This is a genomic window from Shewanella ulleungensis, assembly GCF_014648315.1.
GTDB lineage: Bacteria > Pseudomonadota > Gammaproteobacteria > Enterobacterales > Shewanellaceae > Shewanella > Shewanella ulleungensis.
Map to the genome: position 1 here is coordinate 325,434 of NZ_BMQW01000002.1, position 21,063 is coordinate 346,496.

The 21,063-nt window shown below is 40.9% G+C and carries 19 protein-coding genes; 7 read left to right on the forward strand and 12 right to left on the reverse strand.

Annotated features, from left to right (window positions below; genetic code table 11):
- The first annotated feature begins 18 nt into the window (after window positions 1-18).
- Window positions 19-972, forward strand: a complete 954-nt coding sequence (locus tag IEY40_RS05165; protein ID WP_188954011.1) for a D-2-hydroxyacid dehydrogenase — start codon at window positions 19-21, stop codon at window positions 970-972.
- Between the two features lie 108 nt (window positions 973-1,080).
- On the opposite strand, the gene purT is transcribed toward IEY40_RS05165, so the two are convergent.
- The 3 genes from purT to IEY40_RS05180 all read right to left on the reverse strand — a co-directional run bounded on the left by purT (window position 1,081) and on the right by IEY40_RS05180 (window position 4,627).
- Window positions 1,081-2,271, reverse strand: coding sequence for a formate-dependent phosphoribosylglycinamide formyltransferase (gene purT, locus IEY40_RS05170; RefSeq protein WP_188954013.1), 1,191 nt, complete (start codon window positions 2,269-2,271; stop codon window positions 1,081-1,083).
- Between the two features lie 273 nt (window positions 2,272-2,544).
- Entirely contained in the window at window positions 2,545-3,177 is a 633-nt protein-coding gene (locus IEY40_RS05175) for a peroxiredoxin-like family protein (protein WP_188954016.1), read from the reverse strand.
- A 148-nt stretch (window positions 3,178-3,325) separates the two neighbouring features.
- Window positions 3,326-4,627: a DEAD/DEAH box helicase gene (locus tag IEY40_RS05180; protein ID WP_188954017.1), complete on the reverse strand. Its 1,302-nt coding sequence runs from the start codon at window positions 4,625-4,627 to the stop codon at window positions 3,326-3,328.
- Between the two features lie 895 nt (window positions 4,628-5,522).
- Between IEY40_RS05180 and focA the strand changes: the two genes are divergently transcribed.
- The 3 genes from focA to IEY40_RS05195 all read left to right on the forward strand — a co-directional run bounded on the left by focA (window position 5,523) and on the right by IEY40_RS05195 (window position 10,135).
- Window positions 5,523-7,148, forward strand: a complete 1,626-nt coding sequence (gene focA / locus IEY40_RS05185) for a formate transporter FocA (RefSeq protein ID WP_229777014.1) — start codon at window positions 5,523-5,525, stop codon at window positions 7,146-7,148.
- Window positions 7,149-7,516: 368 nt separating this feature from the next.
- On the forward strand, window positions 7,517-8,383 hold the full coding sequence (locus IEY40_RS05190; RefSeq protein WP_229777015.1) for a transporter substrate-binding domain-containing protein: 867 nt from the start codon (window positions 7,517-7,519) through the stop codon (window positions 8,381-8,383).
- 285 nt (window positions 8,384-8,668) lie between these two features.
- The gene (locus IEY40_RS05195; RefSeq protein ID WP_188954022.1) at window positions 8,669-10,135 is read left to right on the forward strand and encodes an Lcl C-terminal domain-containing protein; all 1,467 of its coding nucleotides are present in this window, start codon (window positions 8,669-8,671) and stop codon (window positions 10,133-10,135) included.
- Window positions 10,136-10,214: 79 nt separating this feature from the next.
- Here the strand turns inward: IEY40_RS05195 and IEY40_RS05200 are convergent, their stop codons facing one another.
- The 4 genes from IEY40_RS05200 to IEY40_RS05215 form a co-directional block, all read right to left on the reverse strand.
- Entirely contained in the window at window positions 10,215-10,448 is a 234-nt protein-coding gene (locus IEY40_RS05200; RefSeq protein ID WP_188954024.1) for a hypothetical protein, read from the reverse strand.
- 166 nt (window positions 10,449-10,614) lie between these two features.
- Window positions 10,615-10,917, reverse strand: a complete 303-nt coding sequence (locus tag IEY40_RS05205; RefSeq protein WP_188954026.1) for a hypothetical protein — start codon at window positions 10,915-10,917, stop codon at window positions 10,615-10,617.
- A 55-nt stretch (window positions 10,918-10,972) separates the two neighbouring features.
- Window positions 10,973-11,449, reverse strand: coding sequence for a type VI secretion system amidase effector protein Tae4 (locus IEY40_RS05210; protein WP_229777016.1), 477 nt, complete (start codon window positions 11,447-11,449; stop codon window positions 10,973-10,975).
- 249 nt (window positions 11,450-11,698) lie between these two features.
- Window positions 11,699-13,486, reverse strand: coding sequence for an aminopeptidase P family protein (locus IEY40_RS05215; RefSeq protein WP_188954028.1), 1,788 nt, complete (start codon window positions 13,484-13,486; stop codon window positions 11,699-11,701).
- A gap of 232 nt (window positions 13,487-13,718) precedes the next feature.
- Between IEY40_RS05215 and IEY40_RS05220 the strand changes: the two genes are divergently transcribed.
- A complete protein-coding gene (locus tag IEY40_RS05220) occupies window positions 13,719-14,933 on the forward strand; it encodes a M24 family metallopeptidase (RefSeq protein ID WP_188954030.1) in 1,215 nt (404 codons plus the stop codon).
- An 80-nt stretch (window positions 14,934-15,013) separates the two neighbouring features.
- Here IEY40_RS05220 and bamJ read toward each other — a convergent pair whose 3' ends face one another.
- From bamJ to IEY40_RS05245, 5 genes are all read right to left on the reverse strand, one after another.
- Entirely contained in the window at window positions 15,014-15,484 is a 471-nt protein-coding gene (gene bamJ / locus IEY40_RS05225) for a BamJ family beta-barrel-assembly machinery protein (protein ID WP_188954032.1), read from the reverse strand.
- 109 nt (window positions 15,485-15,593) lie between these two features.
- A complete protein-coding gene (locus IEY40_RS05230) occupies window positions 15,594-15,941 on the reverse strand; it encodes a DUF1294 domain-containing protein (RefSeq protein WP_188954034.1) in 348 nt (115 codons plus the stop codon).
- 72 nt (window positions 15,942-16,013) lie between these two features.
- Window positions 16,014-17,162, reverse strand: a complete 1,149-nt coding sequence (locus IEY40_RS05235; protein ID WP_188954036.1) for a DUF418 domain-containing protein — start codon at window positions 17,160-17,162, stop codon at window positions 16,014-16,016.
- A 173-nt stretch (window positions 17,163-17,335) separates the two neighbouring features.
- Window positions 17,336-18,220, reverse strand: coding sequence for a prohibitin family protein (locus tag IEY40_RS05240; RefSeq protein ID WP_188954038.1), 885 nt, complete (start codon window positions 18,218-18,220; stop codon window positions 17,336-17,338).
- Between the two features lie 43 nt (window positions 18,221-18,263).
- Entirely contained in the window at window positions 18,264-18,740 is a 477-nt protein-coding gene (locus IEY40_RS05245) for a hotdog fold domain-containing protein (protein WP_188954569.1), read from the reverse strand.
- 153 nt (window positions 18,741-18,893) lie between these two features.
- Between IEY40_RS05245 and IEY40_RS05250 the strand changes: the two genes are divergently transcribed.
- Both IEY40_RS05250 and IEY40_RS05255 read left to right on the forward strand, forming a co-directional pair.
- Window positions 18,894-19,829, forward strand: coding sequence for a polyprenyl-phosphate transporter (locus IEY40_RS05250; RefSeq protein WP_487250656.1), 936 nt, complete (start codon window positions 18,894-18,896; stop codon window positions 19,827-19,829).
- Window positions 19,830-20,099: 270 nt separating this feature from the next.
- The gene (locus IEY40_RS05255; RefSeq protein ID WP_188954040.1) at window positions 20,100-21,062 is read left to right on the forward strand and encodes a YbgA family protein; all 963 of its coding nucleotides are present in this window, start codon (window positions 20,100-20,102) and stop codon (window positions 21,060-21,062) included.
- Window position 21,063: the final 1 nt, after the last annotated feature.

The following is a 21,063-nucleotide window of genomic DNA, read 5'->3' on the forward strand; positions in this document are numbered from 1 at the left end:
AAAGGATTGAGGTAGTTAATGAAAATAGTGGTACTAGACGGTTATACACTTAATCCGGGCGATTTGGATTGGCAAGCATTGCAAGCCATAGGTGAGTGTGAAATTTATGATCATACCCTAGCCGATGAGGTTGTTGCTCGTTGCCAGGGAGCGCAAATTGTGTTGACCAATAAAACGATACTCAATGCACAAACGCTCAGTCAGTTAGGGCTGCTGCGTTATATTGGTGTGTTAGCGACAGGTACTAATGTTGTTGATATTCACAGTGCGAGTCAGCATAAAATTACTGTAACCAATATACCCGCCTATGGTCCTGATGCCGTCGCACAAATGGTGTTTGCTCATATTTTGCATCATCATCAACAAGTGGCATTGCATGACCAAGCTGTAAAAATGGGGCAGTGGAGCGCCAGTCGAGACTTTTGTTTTACCTTAAGTCCGTTAACCTCATTGAAAGGGTTAACGTTAGGTGTGGTAGGGTATGGCGATATTGGCCAGCAAGTAGCTACTTTAGGTGTCGCTTTTGGAATGAACGTGTTGATCACTAGTGCACAAGCCAAAACCGGCCTGCCTGAGAATATTCAATGGTGTGAACGCGACACCTTACTCACACAAGCTGATATTATTTCACTTCATTGTCCGCTAAATGCGGCCACCAAATACATGATAAACAGTGATAGTTTACGTTTGCTCAAACCTAAGTGTTTACTCGTAAATACCGCCCGCGGCGATCTAATTAATGAAGTCGACTTAGCTTATTGGCTGAATCAAAATAACGGTTTTGCCGCGGTTGATGTGTTATCGACAGAGCCGCCAAGCCCTGATAACCCCTTGCTTAGCGCAGCAAATATTACCATTACTCCACATATTGCTTGGGCAACGTTACAAGCAAGACAAAACTTACTTAATATCGCTATTAATAATGTAAAGCAGTTTCAGCTAGGTAAAACCGTTAATTGCGTTAACGGTTAATGGTGTATTCGGTCGCTGTTATATCGAAAAAGTATTTACTTTATATACGTGCAAACAACAAAGCCGCAAATAATTGCGGCTTTGTTGTTTGCACGTTACAGATGCTGATTAAAATAATACCTTGATGTTGCTTGCGACCGTTTTGGCTTTTTCAATGGCACTTTCTACCGAGGTGTCACGCGCTAATGCAACGCCTAAACGGCGGCGACCATCGATATCTGGTTTGCCGAATAAACGTAATTGGGTATTGGCAGGTGCTAACGCTTCTGCCATGCCTTGGTAGCGAATATTAGTTGAGGTTCCTTCAGCTAAAATAACCGCCGAGGCACTAGGGCCATGCTGGACGATATTACTGATCGGCAGTCCTAAAATAGCACGGACATGCAATGCAAATTCGGATAGGTCTTGGCTAATTAGCGTCACTAAACCAGTATCATGAGGCCTTGGAGATACTTCCGAAAAATACACCTCATCACCTTTTACAAATAACTCAACGCCAAATAAACCATAGCCACCTAATGCTTCTACCACTTTTTTGCTGATTGCTTGTGCTTTTTGCAGTACAACATCTGACATCACTTGTGGCTGCCATGATTCACGGTAGTCACCATCTTCTTGTCTATGACCAATCGGGTCGCAAAAATGAATACCATTTACTGCGCTAATAGTAAGTAAGGTGATTTCATAATCAAATGGAATAAAAGCTTCTACTATGACTCGTCCTTGGCCTGCTCGGCCGCCTTCTTGTGCATAAGCCCATGCTTTGGCAATGGCATCGTTCGTCTTAATCACACTTTGCCCTTTACCCGATGAGCTCATGACCGGTTTTACAACACAAGGAATGCCTATCTCATTTACGGCTTTTTCAAACTCTGCCTGGGTATCACAAAAGAAATACTGTGATGTAGGTACGGCCAAGGTTTCAGCGGCTAATCGGCGAATACCTTCGCGGTCCATGGTTAATTTAGTTGCGTTAGCTGTGGGTACGACATGCAAGCCTTGTTGCTCTAGCTCAACCAGGGTTTGGGTCGCAATAGCTTCGATTTCAGGGATAACCAGATCAGGCTTTTCTAATTCGATAATGGCTTTAAGCGCCTGAGTGTCGAGCATGTTAATGACATGGAAACGATGCGCAATCTGCATTGCTGGGGCGTTTGGATAGCGATCGACACCAATCACTTCAATACCGAAACGTTGTAGTTCAATCGCGACTTCTTTACCAAGCTCACCGCAACCTAACAGCATGGCTTTTATGGTTCCAGGGGTGTTTGCTGTACCGAATGTAGTAGGAATGGACATGATAATTTATAGCCTTTGTGTAGGGATATTTTTATATGGCGAACAGTGTAGCGAGATGCACGATTAAAAATCCAATACAAAAATCAATAAATCATGATTTTATTGTGCATATGGTCAATTTTTGTGATGGAAGATTGTGTTTTATAGGGATAAGTCATCAACTTTGCGGTGGTTTAAGTTAAATGATGATTGATATCGTTAACTTAAAAAAGCCAGCAACATAATGTAGCTGGCTTAGCCGTACTGGATTTATAGCGATGACTTAACCAAAAACTACTTAACGAGTAGTTCTGCTGCCGTTAAAATTAACTCAGGCGCCGGGCGAACTTTATAGTTTGGGTTAACATACTGAAAGTGAATTAAGCCATTTTTATCAGCCAGATAAACTGCCGGAACAGGGAGTACCAAACGTTTCTCGCCTTCAGGCGTGGTGAATAGGTCGTTGGTAACGGCAAGACTAGCCATGTACTTTTTAGTGATATCTGCACTGGTGTAATAGGCTAATCCAAATGCTTGCGATGCCGCCATAGACGTGTCTGATAACAATAAGTAATCGAGTTTTTGGTCGTTTAATGACGCGCGCATTTTTTCAGGTGTGTCTGGTGAAATCCCCACTAACTGAAATCCCATCTCAATCAGCTTTGGTTCTATTGCTTTTAATTGACCCATTTGTGAGTTACAAAATGGACACCAACCGCCACGATAAAAGAAGAATATTGTCGGCTTTTGTGCCACCAACTTATCGAGTTCAACTGCTTTTCCATCAACATCTTGTAAAGTGATAGCAGGTATTTGATGACCGTTGAGAAGCGGCATCACATTGTTTTCGTCAGTGGCAATCGGTTTAGCGATACTAGCAAAACTGGCTAGCATTAATGTGGTGGTAAGAAGCAGGTTTTTTAACATGATATGTCCTTGTTTGTTGTTGTCCTGAAGTACTTAATATCATAGTCGTACGTGTAAGTTACAAAAGCAGACCTGTAAATAACAGTAATAATTTCATTTAAAAGCAAAAAAGACGCCGAAGCGTCTTTTTTGTTTAACCCAAATGAGGTTATTTGATTTTTTTATACTTTACTGTGCTGGTCGTTTTACCCACTTTAACACGACGACCGTCCATGTTTTTCTCAGCAATCATCTGCGCGCCCACGTTGTCGCTGCGTTGTTGCTTTTTGGCAAAACTACGACGCTTTTCAATTTGCTTAAGCAACATTTCACGGCTGCCTACTTCATATCCTGGAACAGTCACTCGACGAATTGGCTGACCGATTAATTTCTCAATGTCAGCCAAGGTACGTTCTTCTTCACGGCTTACAAACGAGATAGCCACACCTGTTTTACCTGCACGGCCAGTACGGCCAATACGGTGAACATAATCTTCAGCTAAGAAAGGTAAGTCATAGTTAACTACGTATTCAAGGTTTTGAATATCAAGACCACGAGCAGCAACTTCAGTGGCCACTAATACACGAATTTTACCTTCAACAAATTCACGTAATGCACGGCGACGGCTGCCTTGGGCTTTCTCGCCGTGTACTACACCAGACGGAATACCGTCTAGGTTTAATTCTTTTACTAGCTTGTCTGCTGCGTCACGCGTTGCCGTAAATACTAACACTTGGCGCCAGTTTTTAGTGCCAATGAGTTCAGATAATAATTCACGCTTACGACGTTGTTCAACAGGGTAAATAACTTGGCTGACAGTCGCTGCTGTGGTGTTTTGTTTATCAACTGTAATTACTTTAGGCTTATCTAGCATGTCGTTAGCAAGCTTTTTTACTTCCGTTGAGAAGGTCGCTGAGAACAACATATTTTGGCGATTTTTATTTACCGCTTGTAGAATTTTTTTAATGTCGGCGCTAAAGCCCATATCTAACATGCGGTCCGCTTCATCAAGCACTAAAAAGTCCACATTCGACAAGCTTAAGTTACAGGCGGTGATGTGCTCAAGTAAGCGACCCGGTGTGGCCACGATAACGTCAGCACCGCGTTTAAGCTTTTGCGCTTGAGTGTCTACTTTAACGCCACCATAAATGGTCAATACTGTTAAGTTTAAGTATTTACTGTAGGCGCTAATATTGTCTGCAACCTGGGCGGCAAGCTCGCGAGTTGGCGTCAAAATCAACGTTCGAGTATTCGACGGCATTGTCTCTCTTGGGTTTTCGCACATTCTTTGCAATATTGGTAATGCAAACGCTGCGGTTTTACCTGTACCAGTTTGCGCACTGGCTAATACATCTTCACCACGACGAATGGCCGGGATCGCTTGTTGTTGAACTGGCGTCATAGATTGATAACCGCACTCAGCGATCGCGCGTAATATTTCTGGGGCGAAGCTAAAAGATTCGAATTTCATGGTGCGGTTCCTGTATGTACATCAAAACAAAGCGATTTAGTTGTGTTTAGCCTATCAGCTGCACAAGCTTAATCTAGATAATTTGGGTCGTTAGCCTTATTAAATGGCTAAATTCATGCTTAACCGTGTTGTTAACTTCTTAGGATAGTTGAAAAACGTTAAGCTTGAGTGGGATACCCAATTTGGGCGCCATCGATAAGCGGCCGCGGAGTATAACAAACTTTTGTTTAAATCCTGAACTTTATCTGTGTTTGTCGGTAAGATTTTTTCGTGAGAATCATCCTCGTCTAGCGACTCACTGTATGCGGGGTTTTATATGCGCACTTCGGCTGCTTGAGTAAAACGTAATACAAGATTATCGCCTTAGCAGACAGATATCATATTGTTTATTCGAATCATGTTTTGCCCCCTTTTTTGATGCTAATTAATATTTTGAGCCTATGGGGGGGGCTGAGTTATATTTTTCTACAATAAAACGTCACAACCTTTGATTTTATGTGTATGTGATTACATATAAATTTGATACTCGCTATCAAGTCTGTTTTTCCGCGCTGTGACTGGGTTTTTATAATCTTAAGGTTAGATATTTATCATTTTTGCGCCATCAACCTCGCCGCATTTTACTAATATCATCAGACTAATCCCTATTACAAAATCGTGTAAAAACCACTAATAAACCTGCATAAATCCTCGTGTAAATGAGATTCCACTGATTTTTTAAGTATCAGTTTTATTGATGCATAAGCTAAGAAAGACTCAATATTATTTTTGGCCGTCTGCTGTATTCTAAATGTGTACCTAATCATGTCATAAACAAATTCAAGGAGTTACCCATGCATATAGCATATGGACATTCCTCTTGCATTGGAGTCCGCAATATTATGCGGATGACATTATGAGAGGTCTTTACGCCCAAGAGGCGCTTCATCAACAAGGTCATGGTCGGCCAGTAAACCACCTTGCGGTAGTTGAAACTCCTGCACAGATGAGTTCATTTGGAAAAGCAGCAGAGTATGGGCAAGCCAAAGTCACTAAAGATATTGCGCAATCATTTGGGTTATCGGTATTTGCAGGGGCTTTTATCGCATTAGCATTTGTATTTTACCTTACCGTGACCACGGGCTCTGCTCAAAACTCATGGGGCTTAGTCAGGTTTAGTGGTGGTGTTGCCTTCAGCCTAGGGTTGATTCTTGTTGTGGTGCTTGGTGGTGAGCTCTTTACCAGTACGGTATTAAGTGCAATTGCTTGGGCGCAAAAGAAAGTAACAACTAAACAGTTATTAAGCTGTTGGATGCGAGTCTATTTAGGCAACTTATGTGGTGCCATGTTGATACTGCTATTGGTCATGATGTCGAAAATGTATGGCTTAGATAGTAATGAATGGGGCCTAAATGCACTGCATGTTGCTCAACATAAAATTCATCATGATTGGAGTCAGGCTTTTGCCTTAGGCACCTTGTGTAACTTACTTGTTTGCTTAGGGGTTTGGATGACCTTTAGCTGCAAAGATGCGTTAGCCAAGTCGTTATTACTGATATTACCAGTGGCGATGTTTGTCTCTAGCGGCTTTGAACACAGTATTGCCAACTTGTTTATGGTGCCACTGGGTATCGCCATTCAACACTTCGCGGGTAATGAATATTTCATCGCTTTAGGTGTTGCGCCACAAATCTTTGCAGACTTAACCATTAGCAACTTTGTGCTTCATAACTTGATCCCTGTGACATTAGGCAACATTTTGGGTGGCGCGGTATTTGTCGGCCTAGGTTATTACTGGATAGATAACAAAGGTGTTAAAGCCATTAACAACGCGCCATCGTTACATATAAGTCCTTTTAACGACACACAAGAACACACATTAATGCATGTTCAAACTCCCGACCTACAGCAAAACATGTCCAGTTCGGAGTCGTTTCAACAAGTTAGCATTGATCCACAAACTCAACATCAACTTAGTAAAGAGTACATTGCCATGAAAAATAAAATCCAAAAACTTATCGTCAGTGAATTGATGGACACTAAACCAACCTCTCTTTCAATTGATATGACTATTTATGACGCACTGACATTACTCGCAAACGACAATGTACGCAGTGCGCCTGTGGTAGACAGCAAATATCAGTTATTAGGGTTTGTCTCTGAGCAAGATTTGATGCGCTCACTTTGGTCAGAGGAGTTCTCTGCTAAGTTACCCATATCTGTCAAAGATATTATGCAAACTAAAATGCTTACTGTTGCGCCAACCGAAAATATAGCTCAGTTACTTGAGTTCATGGTGGTTGATAAAAAGAAACTCTTCCCTGTCACCGACACAGGAATGTACATCAGCGGTGGATATCAAAGCTATGAAGAGCGCTTACGTGATGCGTCAGCAGCAGTGCCAAGCGTATACCCAGTGGTTGAAAACGGCCGTTTATGCGGTGTGATTCGCCGCGAAGCATTATTAAAAATGTTTTCAAAATACTATTGTCCAAAGCATGATGGCAATAGTCACCCTGTAGAGCAACAATCGGTAGCTTAATTCTTTCGTGTTCAGATTAAGTACTTCATTCACTGTACTTTTTAATTAAATAACCTCAACTCGGCGATGACTGAGTTGAGGTTATTTATTACCTGCCTAGTACTAAAGTACTCACTTAATATCAGCGGACAACGACAATCGCTGCCCTGCATCACACTTGCACAATAGCTTTGCACAATTGTTTGATATTCATACAAAGCCAATCTATGATAAATGACGTCAAGGTGTTTGTTTTTTATCGAATTGATCCGTTCTCTTGCGGCTAACATGGATATGCACCCATTATCTTTTCTATCGCAACGAGTTAATTTATGAATGCAGTTCGGCGCTCATGTTTATTGTTAAGCCTGCTTATAATAGGGGGATTGATGTTTTTCCCTACCTGTCAATCAGATGATCAATTTGTTATTAATCGCTCAGAATCAGAATTAGATAGTCGATACCAATATACCTATGATTTATTGGCGTTAATCATTGAGGCGACCAAGGCTGACTTTGGTGAAGGGAGTTTAGTTGTTGCAGAGATGAGAATGAGCCGAAATCGTATTTTTAGGTCATTAAAAGACGGTGAAAGCATTAATGTTATTGCTGAAGCGTCTAGGTCAACCTGGAATGAAGAGCTTATTCCTATAAAAATCCCTATACGCAAAGGGATTCAGGGCTTTAGGGTATTTATTATTAAAAAAGATAATGCTAGCACGCTTGCTAACATCACAACTTTGGCACAGTTAACGTCTCTCAAAACGGGGTCTGGTAGTCAATGGTCAACTAAATACGCCATGCAACAAGCTGGTTTTGATGTGATGGAAAGTACCCAATATGAAAATTTATTTACTATGTTAGCAAAAGGGCGTTTTGTGACTTTTGGCCGTGGTGTTAACGAAGTTTTCCAAGAAATTACACAATTTAATCAACTCTATCCCGAGTTAATTATTGATGAGCACCTAATGCTGCACATTCCACTTGCAACCTATTACTATGTGTCTCCTAATCAACCGCGACTTGCTCAACGAATTCAAGTAGGGTTACAACGAATCATCGAAAATGGTCAATTTGATCAGTTATTTTATCAGCGTCATTGTGAGTTTTTACTCAAGAGTAAACTGGATAAAAGGTTAATTTTTAAAATTGATAATCCGTATCTTTCAGAAACTGAGATAATCTCGAGCTTGGGTAATGGTTTTATGCTCAATCCGCGAGATGATTTTAATCAATTGTGTAAACAATATCAGTAGCTTGTATTCACTATGACGCGATTAAGCCAGTCAATTATTTCGCATTTCTATTTGTCTTCTTTATTTCTCATTGTCGATAATTAACATTGATACCTAGATTCATTTTTACTTATGGCAACTTGATTGGCATAACTACATAGGCATACCTCATCAATATGTGAGCCAGATTCCGCTTTGAATATAGCTAACAATATTTGCATTTTTTTTACACAATTTCTGCACATTGGAGCGCTATTGTGAAGGCAAGTTATCAAGTCTTGATATGTCATATGAAGAGGATTAAGAATGAGCGTTCAAACCAAGCTAACCCAAGTGAGTATTATTGTAATGCTACTGTTGATAGGTGGGTGTGGTAGCTCATCTTCAGATGACTCCGTTGAGGCTTCGGAAACAACAGTATCAGAATCGACGGATAGCGATGATAATTCATCAACTGCTTATTCTTATGCCATTGCAGATTCCGCTCAGAATGTCTGTTATAACAATAATATAGAAATATCTTGCCCAACATCGTCATTAGATGATTTTTATGGTCAAGATGCTCAAATACTCAATGGTAGCGCACAAAGCTACACTACCAATGTGAGCGATGATGGCGACATCACTGTCACCGATAATGTCACAGGAATTATCTGGACCCAAAGCCCAGAAATGAATAATGATGGTGAAATTACCAGCGCAGATAAACTCAGCTCAAGCGCAGCAGCAACTTATTGTGAGGCATTAGACTACGCGGGCCAAACAGATTGGCAACTGCCTAATGTGAAACAACTTTACTCTTTGATGAATTTTCAAGGAACCGATCCAACTTCTGATGATTTGACTTATCTACAACCCTTTATTGATTGGGATTATTTTGATTTCGCCTACGGTAGCACCGATGGCGAACGGATAATCGACTCTCAATATGCGACGACTTCAAAGTTCTACAACGGCCAGGGAACCGAAATGATGTTCGGAGTGAACTTTGCCGATGGTCGTATTAAAGGTTATACCGAAGCTTTTTATAATGGTGACAAAACTTACTTTGTGATGTGTATGCGCGGCAATACCGATTATGCCACTAATGATTTCATCGACAATGGTGACCATACAGTAACCGATAATGCTACGAACTTAATGTGGGCGCAATCTGACAGTGGTTCAGATTTTGATGAAACGGAAGGCACTGTGACAGAGTCCACAGGCTTTGATTACACCAAGCTAGATTGGACAGATGCTGACGGTAATGGCTTGATCATTGCTGACGACACTGATTTAGCCGGCGCAATGTTATGGCAAGATGCCTTTACTTATGTTGATGCCATGAATGCGGCTAATTATTTAGGTTACAGTGATTGGCGTTTACCAAATATAAAAGAGTTACATAGCCTAGTTGAATACACCGAGGAGCTGGCAGATACCGACTATGCTGTGATTGACGATATATTTAACATTACAACAATTACCGACGAGAATGGTGAAGCTGATTATGGCCTATATTGGAGCAGCACAACCCATGCTGCAGACGGCTTTTATTCTGATGATACGGATTTAAATACAACCTATGGTAATGCCGCCTCTTATGTGGCTTTTGGTAAAGCCCTGGGCTACGACAGTGATGCCGGACGTTGGATCGATGTTCATGGGGCAGGTGCGCAGCGTAGCGATCCAAAAATATGGGATGGTGAAGACTACTCGGGTGGTTATGGTCCTCAGCTGGATAGCGTCCGCATTTACAACTACGTTCGTTTGGTTCGTGATGTAAATTAGCTATCGACATAACCTGATGAAAACGCAGACTCGCAAGAGCCTGCGTTTTTATTTTTAACCCGCAAGGTTTGGCTCGATCCTATGAGCTAAACAGCACAATAATGCTAATCGTGACAGCAATGGAAATAACACCGCTGATAATACATAGAATATCATTATGTTGATTCGCTTTAGGGTATTTGCCTAAGGTGATGAGTTTGAGGCTAAGATAACCATAGCCATAAACAACCCCTTCAATAATGGCATCGATAATGATCCACTTTATAAGTTGGACTATTACTCTACCCAAAGCTGATAACGTGTCTTCTATCAATATCATATCCTTTGACTTTAACCATTGTAAAAAAGACTTAGAAGATGAACTCACTCTAAGCCTTTCTGTTGTGATTGTTTAGGTAAATAACTAAAAAATAATTAATAGTATTAAGTATGATTGCCATACTTAATGACGAATCTCATATTAAACATTATATATGACCTTATTGCTGCACTCTTATTATTTCTAATTTTTTTAAAAATAGCTTATCTTTTTTCATGGTAAAACACTTTAAAAGGTCTAAGTCAACGTTGTCGTTTCTCGATATGTCAGGTTTATACTCTTTTACTAGTAATGCCGTTTGTTGGAATTTATTAGCAGAATAAGTGCTCATTTCAACGATGCCTGCTGTTACTTTTTTTATGTCAGATACTTCATAGTCTTTAGATTTTAAATACCAGAATATGCAATTTGACTCAGCAAAATCAAGCAAAGCATCTGTGTCTCCGTAAGTAGGTTTGGCCACCGAACATCCGGAAATAAATGCTAAAATATTGATTGTTATGGTTATTCGTATAAGTTTAATCATTATGAGCTTCCCAAAAATGAATTTTATGTGAAACATCTCCATAGCCTTTGTATACGCACTGAGAACCGTCCCATAGGTCAGCATGCCCTGTTGCATCAGACCACCCATTTACTTCATATATAATAATACCTTTACGATTCTTTATTTTGTTTTCATATTCTTCCGGTGTATAAGTTTCTGGAATTCCATAAGTTTCAGTTAGATATTTATTTAATATTTTTACCCTAAAAATATACCAAGATTTATCTTTTCCTGATGATACTTGTCCTTCGAGCTTCCCGTTAGGTCCAATAGCTTTATAAAATGGGATTTTATGCAATCCTCCTGAACCATTGAGTGATTTTGATACTCGTGTAGCGCATGAATTTCCAAATACACCAATATCAAAATTCAATTCAACTTTACCTCCGATTTGTTTAAATACAGCTGGTGCAGGTAATGCAGGGTAATTTTTTTCAATACGTCCCAATTAGGCAGTTTTTTCATGAAGAGTCCTTTCTATTAATTTAATGATTAGGATTTATTCTAGTTTTTCACTTAAATAAATTAATAGAATACCAGATAATCTTTACAAAAATATCACCTGTAAGTATGTGTTTGAAGAGTGTATTTAACGTATTAGTATATTCTTTTATTCGTTTAACTGGTTTTAATGTAAAAAAGACTTAGAAGATGAACTCACTCTAAGCCTTTCTGTTGTGATGGTTTAAGCGCTATTTTAAATTGCGTTGGTTACTTTGTTTAACCATGCTAGCTCGTTGCCTTGCATTAATGGCGCAAGAGTTTGACGTACTTTTTGTTGGTATTGATTAAACCAATTCACTTCAAAATCAGTTAATAATGACTTATCGATTAAGCGTGCATCCATTGGGATGTGAGTTAATGCGTCAAACTCATACATTTCGCGTTCAGCACCTTGCAATGCTTGGCAAGGTTGCACCGTGACGAGGTTCTCTATGCGAATACCAAAACCGTCGGCGCGGTAATAGCCTGGCTCGTTTGACAACACCATGCCAGGTAACAGCGCAACGCCATTGACGTTTTTACCGATACGTTGGGGGCCCTCATGTACACTTAAAAAATGGCCTACACCATGGCCGGTGCCGTGATCATAATCAAAACCGTGTTGCCATAAATATTGGCGTGCAAAGGCATCAAGTTGCTGGCCCGAGGTGCCTTTAGGGAAACGTGCTGTATCTAAAGCAATATGGCCTTTTAATACTAAGGTCACCATTTTTTTCTGCTCATCGGTTACTTTGCCAATGGCAATCGTGCGGGTGACATCGGTAGTGCCATCGATATATTGTGCGCCAGAGTCAACCAGATAAATGCTGTCCATGGTCATGGTACTTGGTGTGCCATTGTTATGATTGTAATGGCACATGGCTGCATTCGCGCCAGTAGCAGAAATAGTGTCAAAACTTGGCTCTCGATACAGTGGGTCTTGCAGTCTAAAACTCTCTAATTTATCTGCCAGTTGCGCTTCATCGTGCATGATGTGTTGCTCTACTTGGCTGTCTAGCCAGGCTAAAAAGCGGCTAACCGCAACACCATCACGAATATGACAGGCGCGCATGCCCGCGAGTTCAGCGCTATTTTTTTGTGCTTTTGGTAAGGCGACAGGATCGGTCCCGACAATGAGTTTGGCTCCACCCTTTTGCGCTAATAATTGTGAGTAAGCATTGGCTGAATGAGGATCGGCTAATAGCTTAACGCCCTCCATTTTTGCGAGCGCGGTGGCGAGTTCTGCTTCATCTTTAAAACTGACTCCAGCACCAACATGCTCAGTAATGTTATTAGGCACTTTCGCTAAGTCAGTAAAAAAGGTCATATCGCCATTAGTGGATAATAAACCGCAGCCCAGTATGACCGGAAAGCGCGGTACATCGTTACCGCGAATGTTAAGTAACCAGCAACATGAATCTAATGCTGCAATAAGCGCCATATCAGCACCTTGCTTTTTAACTAACGCCCCGATTTGTTGACGCTTTTCAACACTATTACGCCCAGCACCTTCATGACTAAATAACGTCATGGTGGATGCGGATGGCGCGGGGCGGTCTAACCAGCTTACATCAATCGGATTGTCATTCACTTCAACCAGATTAATTTGGGCTTTATCAAATTGTGCTTTAGTTTGTTGATACCAGGCAAGAGTATGTAAACGGCTGTCGATGCCCACGTTAGCTCCCGCCGGTAAGGTATCTATTAGCCAGTCGATTTGTGGGTCGTCGTACAGGCTTAAGTATTCAAACAAACTGCCATCTACTTGCTGGCGAACCTGCACGGTATAACGCCCGTCGGTAAAAATGGCTGCGCGATCTTTTAGTACAATCGCCATACCTGCAGAACCGGTAAAACCAGTGGCCCAATGTAAACGCTCATTACGCGCAGGCACGTATTCACCTAAGTATTCATCGGCACGGGGAATAATAAAGGCATCAATTTGATTCACTTCAAGTTGTTGGCGAATAGCATTTAGGCGTGTAGCAATAATATTGGACATGATTTCTCCGTTGGAGGCGACTGATGAACTCAGCTCTGTAGAATGAAATACAATTATCGCAAGGGCTGCACAGGCCTTGCAAGCAAAGTCGCTAAGATTAGGTGGGCTAAAATTGTAAACTTATATTGTAAATAGATATTGTATGCATGGTAACAATATTAAGCAGACGGTATCCTTGTTCAGAATAAATGCTTCAATTAAACGAAATAAGAACAATAATAAAGGAAATGTTATGACAATCGGTATTGGTGGCGTAAGTCCACAGCAAGCGTTAGCTAAATTAACTCATATGGCTGACGGTGTTGCAGCAATAAGCGATGATGAATTTAATCAACGAATTTCGCGTGCACAACAGTTAATGGCGCAACATGGTCTAGATGCCATTTATGTCAATGCGGGTACTAATTTGTACTATTTTAGCGGCACACGTTGGTTTTCAAGTGAACGTATGGTTGGTGCGATTATTCCTGCAGTGGGCCATATTGAGTATATTGCCCCAGCTTTTGAACTGGATACTTTACAAGGGTATATGGCCATTAAAGGTCAAGTAAACACCTGGCATGAAGACCAAAGCCCTTATCAGTTGTTTACCAGTGTGCTCGACAACATGGGACTTAAGCAAGCTAAGATTGGCATAGATGAATCGACACCCTTTTTTATTAGCGATGGCATCGCTCAAGCGGCACCTCAACATCGACTTGTTAGCGCAACAACGGTTACCGCAGGTTGCCGAATGATTAAGTCAGTTGCCGAAATAGCCTTAATGCAACGTGCTAAGGATATGACGCTTGAAGTGCATAAAGCAGCGGCGAGTATATTGCGCGAAGGGATCACCACTACGGAAGTAGAGGATTTTATCGACCAGGCGCATTACGCCGTTGGCGCAATTAAAGGTTCGTATTTCTGTATTGTGTTATTTGGCGAAGACACGGCTTATCCGCATGGGGTTAAGTCGCCAAAATCATTAGCAGTTAACGACACTGTGCTGATTGATACCGGCTGTCAGTTGCACGGTTATAACTCAGATATTACACGAACGTATGTATTTGGTGAGCCCAATGAGCGTCAACGCCAGTTATGGCAATTAGAGCAAGATGCACAAGTTGCAGCATTTAATGCCGCACAAATAGGCATTAAATGCTGTGATGTCGATGTTGCTGCGCGCAAGGTATTAGAAGCTGCGGGCTTTGGTCCTGGTTACAAGGTGCCAGGCTTACCACATCGCACTGGTCATGGTATTGGTTTAGATATTCATGAATGGCCGTATTTAGTGGGTAATGATTCAACTTTACTTGCCAGTGGTATGTGTTTTAGTAACGAGCCGATGTTGTGTGTTCCGGGTGAGTTTGGTATTCGCCATGAAGACCATTTTTATATGACAGCGCAAGGGCCTAAGTGGTTTACCCAACCCGCTAAATCCATTGATGATCCGTTTTACTTAGGGTGAGCATAGGCTAAAGCTAATTTGTTGATACTAAAAAGCCTCCATCTCGGAGGCTTTTATGTTGGTCAGCAGCACTACATAAATTAATTAATTGCAAATAACTCAACATCAAATATTAGTACTGAACCACCTACAATCTTGCCGGTTGAGCGGTTGCCGTAGGCGAGCTGGCTTGGGATAAAGAAGCGGAACTTGTCGCCCACACTCATCAATTGTACGCCTTCAGTCCACCCTTTAATCACTTGACTCAAGCCAAAGCTAATGGTTTCGCCACGGTCAACCGAACTATCAAATACGGTGCCATCCACTAATGTTCCGTGGTAATGCACAGTCACTTTGCTGTTAGCTTTAGGATGTTCGGTGTTGTCCCCTTTGGTGAGGATTTCATATTGTAGCCCAGACAAGGTTTGCACTACGCCTTCGCGCTTGACGTTTTCAGCTAAAAATAGCTTACCTTTTTCAATATTTTCTTTTGCTGCTTTTGAGTTATTCATTTGGCTGAAAAAGTAAAATATCACGCCAGCAATGACCACAACGGCCAAAATCATACGCATAATTGTTCTCAATAAAGTAAGTTTAGTGGCATGAGTTTACCGCAAAACGATTGGTGCTATCAAATATGCAAACTCTATTTTAGTCAGTGCGTTATTGTTTAATACCTTATTACATTTGCACTGTGGTCAAATCAAAATAGACATAGCCTGCAGCGCTTATTATGGCAACATTAACCAAAATGCAGCACCACAATAGCCGAATAAAAGATTTCTTTTGGGTTTTATGGCGAAAATGAAATTGGCCTAACAGCGCCGCAGGCCAGCCGCCGAGTAACGCACAAACCTGTAATGTTTTTTCACTGATGCGGCGTGAGTTTTTAATTGCCGCACGTTTATCGAGGTAATATAAGCTGATGGTCAGCAAGTTAATCGATAAAAATACAGCGGTTAGCCAAGGTTGAGTGAATAAGCTCACAATACTGATTACTGTTAACATTAGCCAAGCAAATTTGTTCATATGTGCGTGTTCACTTTTATGATGATGTCGTGGGTTAACATGCCGAGCAACTTATCTTAATATTTACAGAGTTCAGCTTTGCTTAAGCACTAAATATCGCCACAACTTTTCTAGTGGACCTTGTTTGAAATAACGTAAATACCAGTGTGCTAATAATAATTGTATTACGCTGTAAATCACTGCGATAGAGATATAACCATCTCTATCAAGCTGTTGCTGCCATTGTGGGGCAATATAACGTAACAGTATAATTCCGACAATGGACTGTAGAATATATAAACTGAATGCCAGCTTCCCGACGTTTTGCAGCGCGCTTAAACGCTGTGGGCTGTTGTTACACACCAAACAAATAACGTGGATATACACCAAAGCACAGGCGATAGCGCTTAGCAGTAATATCACGTCAGAGAGCGCCTCTAATAATGTATTACCGCTAAAACTCAATACTGAATCGACTAACGACAAACTAACAGCCCAGAAGAGACATTGTCTTAGTAACTTGGGGTCTAATCCCTTGCTAAATATCTCGCGCTTATACAACGCCATACCGATTAACATTAGCCCAGCAATAAACCACATTAGCGTCAGTGGAATGACCGTCACCATGTAACTAAGCATCATAAAATGTAGAAATAATTGGTCAGAATAGCTGCCAGTCCATGCCGATAATTGCTCAATAAATAGTGTAGAGTCACGAAGGTACACTTGGTCATCTGGGGTAAGCGATATCAACGAAATAGGAATAAGTGACATAAAAATAAACCATTTAGCCTTCCTGATTAATGCATCTGCATCGAGGTAACGGTACTTAAAAGCCAATAATCCACTGACGCCATAAGACAACAAAATATCGCCCGGGAAAATAAAAATCCCGTGGAAAATTCCAAATATAATCAGCCAATATAAGCGCCATTTTTGTTGTTTGAGAAATGGTTGGGACGCGTTAATCGTTAATTCAGATTGGTATTTTTGAAATTGAATTAACATACCCGCGCCAAACAACATTGCGAATAAGCTAAAGAAGCGTCCTTCTAGAAAAAAGTTACTGAACAGTTCAATAGCAATATCGCCAATAGGCTGTACAGCATGCGGCGCATAGCCATAAAAGCTATTACCCATAAAATAGATATTTAAAAAGAAAATACCCAATACACCCACACCACGAATGGCATCAAGGTTGGCTAGACGTTGTGGTTTAGTCGAAGCAGATTGCTCGTCCATGTTATTTGCACTGTTAATCGCAGAAGTCCTTTTGCAATAAGAGTTTAGAATATCAACGTTGCAGTTAATGTACCCGTGAGGCAATAAAAAACCAAGCATTTTGCTTGGCTTTTTATGCTGTTAATCATGATTGAGGATTAAACATGCCTGCAATGCTGACTTGGCCGAGTTGATTATTTTTTCTGTACTTCTAAAAACGGAATTGTACCCGTTGGTAACATAGTAGTTGGTAGTTTTCCGTCCCAACGCTCCGCTTTTGTCAGTTCAACTAGATTTTGGTTTTGCGCTAATGCTTCTGCACGAATTTTAATTGCAGATGCTTCAGCATTACCTTTAATGCGAATACTTTCAGCTTCGGCAATGGCGCGGGCTAACTGTGAATCTGCTTCAGCCTGTGCTTGAGTGACCGCTATTTGGGCGCTAACCCGTTCTTTTTCTAGATTCTGCAATTGAGTTTGCACTTCTACTTCGGCGCGCATTCTGTCTTCTACCGATTTTTCATACGCATTAGAAAAATCGATGTTTTCAATCTGTACCGAGGTAATGGTTACTGGGCCTTTAATTGACTTGGTAATGGCATCAGTTACATCAATACCAAACTTAATACGCTCTTGTACCGCAGAGATGGCGGTATATTTACCAAAGATGTTTTCAACTTGAGTCGGCACCTGGCGGTCGAGTAAGCGTGAAACCATAGAGTCGATGCCTTTAAACTTGGCATAGACTTCTTCAACACGATCAGGCGGTACGCTAAAGGTAACTGACGCGCGTAAGGTTGCTGGTTGTTGATCGCGGCTATACGCTTGTAATGCTTGATAGCTCGCAGTGTGGGTTTGAGTTGAGATTTTTACCACTGTGTCCATTAATGGAATTTTAAACCCAAGGCCTGGTTCTGCGGTATCGATAATTTTACCGTTACGCAATAATACGCCGCGTTCGCCCTGATCGACGGTATACCAGCTGCCATATAGGCTGATCAGAAGGATCAGTAATATCGACACCGGAATAATTTTACCTAGGTGATTATTGCTTACACTTGCGAGATCGTTTTTTAACATTATGCTTCCCTAGCAAAAAATAAAATGAATATGATTTTTATGACTATTTTTTAGGTTTTTCAGAAATCCACAGTTTAATGTGGCCTTGTACTACGACTACACCATTCGTGTCATAGGCTTTTACGTCGACTAACATATCACCAACTTGCCACTGCTCTGGTGTTACCTCTGCCACACACAGAATATCAGTCCCCGCTTTAGCGGTATAGTCAACTGACATCCCTTTAGGTATCCAACGTAAATGGGCTGGAATAGAAGCTTCGGCCATGGTGCCCATTGCCATTTCTAATCCATTACAAATCGCAATAACGTGCACGGTACCAATATGGTTTTGGACTTTTTTACGTTTTTTAATTAAACATTCACAACGATTAACTTTTAACTCGTTAATGTACGGATGAACCGTGCCAAAATAGGGCGCCATGCGTGCGACCATTTTAGAAAAAATATGCTTACCGAAAGGGTATGAGGTCACTTTTTTGTACAGTGACATGACTTTATTAGGTTTTGTAGGTGTCATTTTTAAACTCGCGTTATGCTCTGAATTGGTTCTCTGGTCGGATGAGATTAACATTGTTGTAACCTTGGGTGAAGTGCTAGATACTCTTTTTCATCGCTCATTTGCTTGGCGACAGGTATAATTTTACCAGTGCTGAATATTTAAGGATAAATTTTGAAATCGAACTTGTTGTTGAATTATATCAAAGGTATGGCCATGGGAGCTGCCGATGTGGTGCCGGGTGTTTCTGGTGGGACGATTGCCTTTATTACCGGAATTTTAGATCCACTTTTAGACGGTATCCGCAAAATCAATTTATCTTTGTTTGGCATTATTAAGCAACAAGGTATTAAAGCTGCCTTTATGCACATTAATGGGCCATTTTTGTTGTGTGTTTTTGGTGGCATATTAACCAGTATTTTTACTTTGGCTAAGTTGATCTCGTGGTTATTAGCCACTCATCCAATTCCGGTATGGTCGTTCTTTTTTGGGTTAATTATTTACTCTGTTGTACACATGGTTAAGCAGGTTGAGCGATATACTGCGTTGCGCATAGTGATGTTTATCCTCGGAGTGACTTTTGCGTGGGCGATTACGGTGTTGCACCCTATTGAAATGCAGATTACCTACCTTAATTTCTTCTTTTGTGGCTCAATTGCGATATGTGCAATGATTTTACCGGGAATTTCTGGCAGCTTTATTTTGCTGTTACTTGGTATGTATCCTGCGGTGCTTGCAGCGGCAAAAGGATTCGATATTATTTATCTAGCGTGTTTTGCCGCGGGTGCTGCCATCGGTCTGCTTAGTTTTAGCCATGTGCTATCGGCGCTGTTACGCAAGTTTCATGATGCTACAGTGTTGTTTTTAACAGGGCTGATGCTCGGTACACTAGGTAAAATTTGGCCCTGGAAAGAAGTGATTAGCTGGCGTGAAAATAGTAAAGGCGAACAAGTGCCTTTGTTGGAGCAAAACTTATCGCCGTTTCAGTTTGAACAAGTCACAGGTGAACCATCGCAAATCGTTATGGCCATCGTGTTTGCGTTAGTCGGCATTGGCTTGGTTTGGGGTCTTGAGTACGTAGGTCATAAAGCTAAAATGCAAGCGGTTTAAGCGTAAAAGCTAATCGTTATCTTGTAAAAAGCAGAACATATGTTCTGCTTTTTTTATGCCCATCATATTATCCTTTGCTATCATTTTGTGTTGTTATAGATACTTCTACTCGATAATCTGAGTATTACTTCAAATTTTAATCAAAACATATGATAAATAATGAACTTAATTGATTTCATTTTCGTATCATCAGCCATAATAAATATTCGATTTATCATTAAATTATTTGCCAATCATAGGCAAAACTCATTCGGTCCGGGAGTGTAATACATGCCAGATACAGTCGTATTTGTACCAGAAAAAATCCAAATTGGGATCAGCAGTTGCTTATTGGGCAATCAAGTTCGTTTTGATGGCGGCCATAAAAACTCTTACTACTGCAAACAAGAGATTGAACCATTTTTTGAATACACCACAGTTTGTCCTGAAATGGCAATTGGCATGGGGGCGCCACGCAAAAGTATTCGTCAAATCCGCGATGGCGACATTGTGCATATTCGCAGTGCTGATGGGTCGTTAGACGTTACCGATAAACTTAATGAATATTCTAGAAGCAAAGTAGAAGAGCTCGACTATTTAGGCGGTTATATTTTATGTGCAAAGTCACCAACCTGCGGAATGGAACGAGTAACCGAATACAAAATTGGTACTAATAATGGTAGTAAGACAGGCGTGGGTGTTTTTGCAAAAATATTAATGGAGCGTTACCCATTCTTGCCTGTTGAGGAAGAAGGGCGTTTGCATGATCTACCTATACGGGAAAACTTTTTCACTCGTGTATTTGCCTACAACGACTGGCGAAAAATGAACCAGTCTGGCCTAACTAAACACAAACTCATGCAGTTTCATTCGCGTTACAAATATTTGCTCATGGCTCATAGCCCTAAATGGTATCGCGAGTTAGGGCCAATATTAGCCGACATTCAAGATCTAGAACAAACCGCACAGCAGTATTTCGAAGGTTTTATGACGGCGCTGAAAATCATTGCCACGCGTAAAAACCACACCAGTACACTGCAGCATATTCAAGGGTATTTTAAGAAGCAATTAACCGCGGACCAAAAAGAAGAATTGAGCGAATCGATTTTAAAATACCGCCAAGGAATGTTGCCTTTACTAGTACCTATTACCTTAATTAACCATTATGTACGAGAGTTTCATACTCCGTATATTCAAGAGCAAGTCTATTTGAATCCGCATCCTGAAGCGCTTAAGCTCCGTTATGCTTATTAGG

Coding starts and splice junctions, on each gene's coding strand:
- IEY40_RS05165 (WP_188954011.1), top strand. CDS start 19: ATGAAAATAGTGGTACTAGACGGTTATACACTTAATCCGGGCGATTTG.
- purT (WP_188954013.1), bottom strand. CDS start 2,271: ATGTCCATTCCTACTACATTCGGTACAGCAAACACCCCTGGAACCATA.
- IEY40_RS05175 (WP_188954016.1), bottom strand. CDS start 3,177: ATGTTAAAAAACCTGCTTCTTACCACCACATTAATGCTAGCCAGTTTT.
- IEY40_RS05180 (WP_188954017.1), bottom strand. CDS start 4,627: ATGAAATTCGAATCTTTTAGCTTCGCCCCAGAAATATTACGCGCGATC.
- focA (WP_229777014.1), top strand. CDS start 5,523: ATGAGAGGTCTTTACGCCCAAGAGGCGCTTCATCAACAAGGTCATGGT.
- IEY40_RS05190 (WP_229777015.1), top strand. CDS start 7,517: ATGTTTTTCCCTACCTGTCAATCAGATGATCAATTTGTTATTAATCGC.
- IEY40_RS05195 (WP_188954022.1), top strand. CDS start 8,669: ATGAGCGTTCAAACCAAGCTAACCCAAGTGAGTATTATTGTAATGCTA.
- IEY40_RS05215 (WP_188954028.1), bottom strand. CDS start 13,486: ATGTCCAATATTATTGCTACACGCCTAAATGCTATTCGCCAACAACTT.
- IEY40_RS05220 (WP_188954030.1), top strand. CDS start 13,719: ATGACAATCGGTATTGGTGGCGTAAGTCCACAGCAAGCGTTAGCTAAA.
- bamJ (WP_188954032.1), bottom strand. CDS start 15,484: ATGCGTATGATTTTGGCCGTTGTGGTCATTGCTGGCGTGATATTTTAC.
- IEY40_RS05230 (WP_188954034.1), bottom strand. CDS start 15,941: ATGAACAAATTTGCTTGGCTAATGTTAACAGTAATCAGTATTGTGAGC.
- IEY40_RS05235 (WP_188954036.1), bottom strand. CDS start 17,162: ATGGACGAGCAATCTGCTTCGACTAAACCACAACGTCTAGCCAACCTT.
- IEY40_RS05240 (WP_188954038.1), bottom strand. CDS start 18,220: ATGTTAAAAAACGATCTCGCAAGTGTAAGCAATAATCACCTAGGTAAA.
- IEY40_RS05245 (WP_188954569.1), bottom strand. CDS start 18,740: ATGACACCTACAAAACCTAATAAAGTCATGTCACTGTACAAAAAAGTG.
- IEY40_RS05255 (WP_188954040.1), top strand. CDS start 20,100: ATGCCAGATACAGTCGTATTTGTACCAGAAAAAATCCAAATTGGGATC.